General features: G+C 70.3%; 5 protein-coding genes. 2 read left to right on the top strand and 3 right to left on the bottom strand.

Translation table 11 applies throughout. The features are described from left to right. Both P3W75_RS12940 and P3W75_RS12935 read left to right on the top strand, forming a co-directional pair. Positions 1 to 1,102, top strand: a 1,102-nt coding sequence (locus P3W75_RS12940) for a calcium-binding protein (RefSeq protein WP_276227748.1), incomplete at its 5' end; no start/stop codon positions are given. A gap of 164 nt (positions 1,103 to 1,266) precedes the next feature. Then, entirely contained in the window at positions 1,267 to 2,451 is a 1,185-nt protein-coding gene (locus tag P3W75_RS12935; RefSeq protein ID WP_276227747.1) for a thiolase family protein, read from the top strand. Positions 2,452 to 2,611: 160 nt separating this feature from the next. Here P3W75_RS12935 and P3W75_RS12930 read toward each other — a convergent pair whose 3' ends face one another. The 3 genes from P3W75_RS12930 to P3W75_RS12920 form a co-directional block, all read right to left on the bottom strand. Continuing rightward, positions 2,612 to 3,778 (bottom strand): MFS transporter, encoded by a 1,167-nt coding sequence (locus P3W75_RS12930; protein WP_276227749.1) that lies wholly within the window; start codon positions 3,776 to 3,778, stop codon positions 2,612 to 2,614. Positions 3,779 to 3,790: 12 nt separating this feature from the next. Then, a complete protein-coding gene (locus P3W75_RS12925; RefSeq protein WP_276227746.1) occupies positions 3,791 to 4,033 on the bottom strand; it encodes a DUF1272 domain-containing protein in 243 nt (80 codons plus the stop codon). Between the two features lie 30 nt (positions 4,034 to 4,063). Further along, a partial coding sequence (locus P3W75_RS12920) for a helix-turn-helix domain-containing protein (RefSeq protein ID WP_276227745.1) occupies positions 4,064 to 4,424 on the bottom strand: 361 nt, incomplete at its 5' end.

Genomic DNA, 4,424 nt, shown 5'->3' with positions numbered 1-4,424 from the left:
CCTGGCGTTCTTCCTCACCGACGGCAACCCGACCACCTACGTCGGCGACAACAGCAATACCGGTTCCACCACCAACTACCACGACGTGCAGGATGCCCTCGACGCGGCCAACGCCATGCTCCACGGCGGCGGCGCGCTCAGCGGCGCCGACCAGGTGGCGGTGAACGCCATCGGCATCGGCAACGGGATCAACGGCGACATCCTGCGCTTCTTCGACAACACCAGCACCACCGGCACCGCCACGCTGGACTTCAACGGCAACCACGATGTCACCGCCAGCGTCGGCCAGCCGCAGATCATCAACACCGCCGACCAGCTGCAGGCGGCCCTGCAGGAAGGCTTCCAGAGCAGCGCGCCGCAGGCGGTGGGCAACGACCACCTGGTGGGCGGCGACGGCAACGACATCCTCTTCGGCGACGTGATCAACACCGACGCGCTGAGCTGGACCGGCCACGCCGCCGGCACCCACAACGGCGCCGGCTACCAGGGCCTGGTCGACTACCTCAGCGCCACCAACGGCGGCACCGCGCCGACCCAGGGGCAACTGGTGAACTACATCGTCGCCCACGCCCAGGACCTCAACGTGGCCGGCGACACCCGTGGCGGCAACGACACCCTGGAAGGCGGCAAGGGCGACGACCTGCTGTTCGGCCAGGGCGGCAACGACACCCTGCTCGGCGGCGACGGCAACGACATCCTGTTCGGCGGCATGGGCAACGACACCCTCACCGGGGGCGCCGGCGCCGACCAGTTCGTCTGGCAGAAGGGCGAGACCGGGCATGACGTGGTCAAGGACTTCAACATCGGCGAAGGCGACTCGCTGAACCTCGCCGACCTGTTGCAAGGGGAGGCGGCCACGGCCGATTCGCTGTCGCACTACCTGACCTTCTCGGTCAACGCCGCCACCGTGACCACCACCATCTCGGTGAACCCCACCGGCGTGGCCGGCGGCCCGGCGACCCAGACCATCGACCTGGCCAACGTCGACCTCGCCGCCAAGTACGCCGGGCACGCCGGCAACGGCATCCTCTCCGGCGGCGACACCAACGCGGTGCTCAACGGCCTGCTGCACGACCACGCGGTGAAGGTCGACACCGTCTGAGCGGCCCTTCGCGCCAGCACGACCGCCGCCTCCGGGCGGCGGTCGCGCATCCGCCACGGGATGGCGGCGCATATCCGGGGTGAATGATCGTCGCGCGCCGGCATTCGCCGACTCTATGCTTGCCGGGTGTTTTCCTCATCGAACAACAAGCAGAGAGGTTTCCCATGCGCGAAGTGGTGATAGTCGACAGCGTCCGCACCGGCCTGGCCAAGTCCTTCCGGGGCAAGTTCAACATGACCCGTCCGGACGACATGGTCGCCCATTGCATCGACGCGCTGCTGGCGCGCAACAACCTCGACCCGCTGCTGGTGGACGACTGCGTGGTCGGCGCCGGCTCCAACGAGGGCGCCCAGGGCCACAACATCGGCCGCAACGCCGCGGTGCTGTCCAAGCTCGGTACCCACGTCGCCGGCATGACCCTGAACCGCTACTGCTCCTCGGGCCTGCAGGCCATCGCCATCGCCGCCAACCAGGTGGCCTCGGGCTGCAGCGACATCCTGGTGGCCGGCGGCGTCGAGTCGATCACCCTGACCGCCAAGTCGCGCAACACCGACCACTTCGTCAACCCGCGCCTGGAAGCGGAGTTCCCGGGGATCTACTACCCCATGGGGCAGACCGCCGAGATCGTCGCCCGCCGCTACAACGTCAGCCGCGAAGAGCAGGACCTCTATGCCCTGCAGAGCCAGCAGCGTACCGCCCGCGCCCAGGCCGAAGGCCTGTTCGCCGACGAGATCGTACCGATGGCCGTGCGCTACGCCGTGGAAGACAAGGCCACCGGCGCCAAGAGCATTGTCGAAGGCGTGGTCGACCGTGACGACTGCAACCGCGCGGACACCACCCTGGAAGGCCTCAACTCGCTGAAACCGGTGTTCGCCGAGGACGGTTCGGTCACCGCCGGCAACGCCTCGCAGCTCTCCGACGGCGCCTCCATGACCCTGGTGATGAGCCTGGACAAGGCGCTGGAACTGGGCCTGAAGCCCAAGGCGTTCTTCCGTGGCTTCACCGTCGCCGGCTGCGAGCCCGACGAGATGGGCATCGGCCCGGTGTTCTCGGTGCCCAAGCTGCTCAAGGCGCGCGGCCTGCAGATCGCCGACATCGACCTCTGGGAACTCAACGAAGCCTTCGCCTCGCAGTGCCTGTACGCACGCAACCACCTGGGCATCGACAACGAGAAGTACAACGTCAACGGCGGCTCCATCTCCATCGGCCACCCGTTCGGCATGACCGGCTCGCGCCAGGTCGGCCACCTGGTCCGCGAACTGCAGCGGCGCAACCTGCGCTACGGCATCGTGACCATGTGCGTGGGTGGCGGCATGGGCGCCACCGGCCTGTTCGAAGCGGTCCGCTGAGTTCTCGACCGTCCCCACGCAGGACGGCCGACAGCGAAGCCCCGGCAGCGATGCCGGGGCTTTTTCATTTGGGGGAATGGGTTCGCGAGCAAGCTCGCTCCTACGAGAGCGCAGCGCGCGCAAAGCCTGTAGGAGCGAGCTTGCTCGCGAACCGCCGGCTTCAGGCGCTCGCCAGCGGCCGCCGCGCCGGCCACAGCAAGGCCAGGGCGAGGGCCAGCAGCGGCCACACCAGCAGGTTCACCGCGTTCCAGCCGAGGCTGGTGATCAGCGCGCCGGAGCTGAACGACATCAGCGCCGCCATCAGGCTGTTGCCCTGTTCCATCAGGCCCTGGGCCTGGCCGCGCTCGTCGGCGCCGTGGCCCTCGCCGAGCAGGGTGGTGCCGGCCACCAGCATCAGGTTCCAGCCCATTCCCAGCAGCAGCGAGCTGAACAGGAAGTGGCCGTGGTCGAGGCCGCCCAGGGCCACCGCCGCGCTGCTCGCCAGCAGGGCCACACCGAGCAGGGCCACGCGACGGCTGCCGAGACGGTCCACCAGCGGGCCGGCGACGAAGGCCGGGAGGAACATGCCGAGGATGTGCCACTGGATCACGCTCGCCGCGCTTTCCACCGACAGCCCGCAGAACTGCATGGCCAGCGGCGTGGCGTTCATGATCAGGATCATCAGCCCGTGGCCGGTGGCGGTGCAGGCCATGGCCGCGCGCACCAGCGGCCGCCCGAGCAGGCCGCGCATGGCAGCCAGGCCGCCGTGGGGCGGGCGCGGCGCGGCGCCTTCGCGCAGCCGCGCCATCGCCAGCAGGCCGAGCGTGGCCAGCGCGGCGATCGCCAGGTAGGCGCCGACGAAGGGCGTCGGCAGCGCGTGCCGGGCCCACAGCGCCAGGCTCGGGGCGAGCAGCGCGGCGAGCACGCCGCCGCCGATCACGTAGGCGCTGGCGCGGCCTTTCTCGGCCTCGCCCACGGCTTCCAGGGCGGCGAAGCGGTAATACATCGCCGAGGCCTGGTAGGCGCCGATCGGCAGCGCGCCCAGGCACAGCAGCCAGAACGAGCCCAGTTGCACGCCCAGGGCGCAGGTCAGCCCGCCGAGAATGCCGCCGGCGGCGCCGAGCATCAGCCCCGGGCGGCGGCCGTGGCGCTGCATGAACAGCGACAGCGGCTGCACCGCCAGCAGGTTGCCGAGCACCAGCAGGGCCAGCGGCAGGGTCGCCAGGCTGTTCAGCGGCGCCAGTTGGGCGCCGATCAGCGAGGTCAGGGTGATGCCGATCAGCGAGCACGACCAGTACAGCGCCTGGCCGAGGAACAGCAGGCGCAGCGCGCCATTGCGCAGGAGCAACATGGCGCCTCCTCAGGCCTGGCAGCCGCCGGGCTTGAGCACCCGCTGGGTCGAGGCCGGGTCCTTGGCCAGCATCGCCGCCGGGCGCCGTGGCCGTTGCAGCAACTCGCCGGCGCAGTTCGGGCAACTGCCGCCGAGGACGTTCTCGGCGCAGTCGCGGCAGAAGGTGCATTCGTAGGTGCAGATGCGCGCGTCGGTGCTCTCCGGCGGCAGGTCGCGGTCGCAGCATTCGCAGCTGGGGCGCAGTTCGAGCATGGCGAGTTCCTTCTGGTGGGGGGAGGGGAGTCAGCTCGTGGCGAGCTGGCCGAAGCGTTCGGCGTATTCCTGGGGGCTGACCGCCAGGTGCTTGTGGAAGGTCCGGCGGAGGTTCTCCGGGTGGCCGAAGCCGCACAGCCGGGCCACCGTGGAGATCGACGCCTGGGCGTCCTGCAGCAGCGCGCGGGCGGCCTCCAGGCGGACCTTCTCGACATAGCGGCCGGGCGCCTCGCCCAGCTCGCCGATGAACACCCGCGACAGCGTGCGCGGGCTCATGCAGGCCTGCTCGGCGAGGGCTTCCAGCGACAGGTCGGCGCCGAGGTTGGCCGGAATCCACTCCAGCAGCGCCGCCAGGCGCGGCGCGCGCACCGGCTCCGGGGTCAGCCAGGCG

Source organism: Pseudomonas citronellolis (assembly GCF_029335315.1).
In the GTDB taxonomy this organism is placed as follows: Bacteria; Pseudomonadota; Gammaproteobacteria; order Pseudomonadales; family Pseudomonadaceae; genus Pseudomonas; species Pseudomonas citronellolis_A.
The sequence above is the reverse complement of the archived record's forward strand: the minus strand, read 5'-3'. Positions and strand labels throughout refer to the sequence as shown.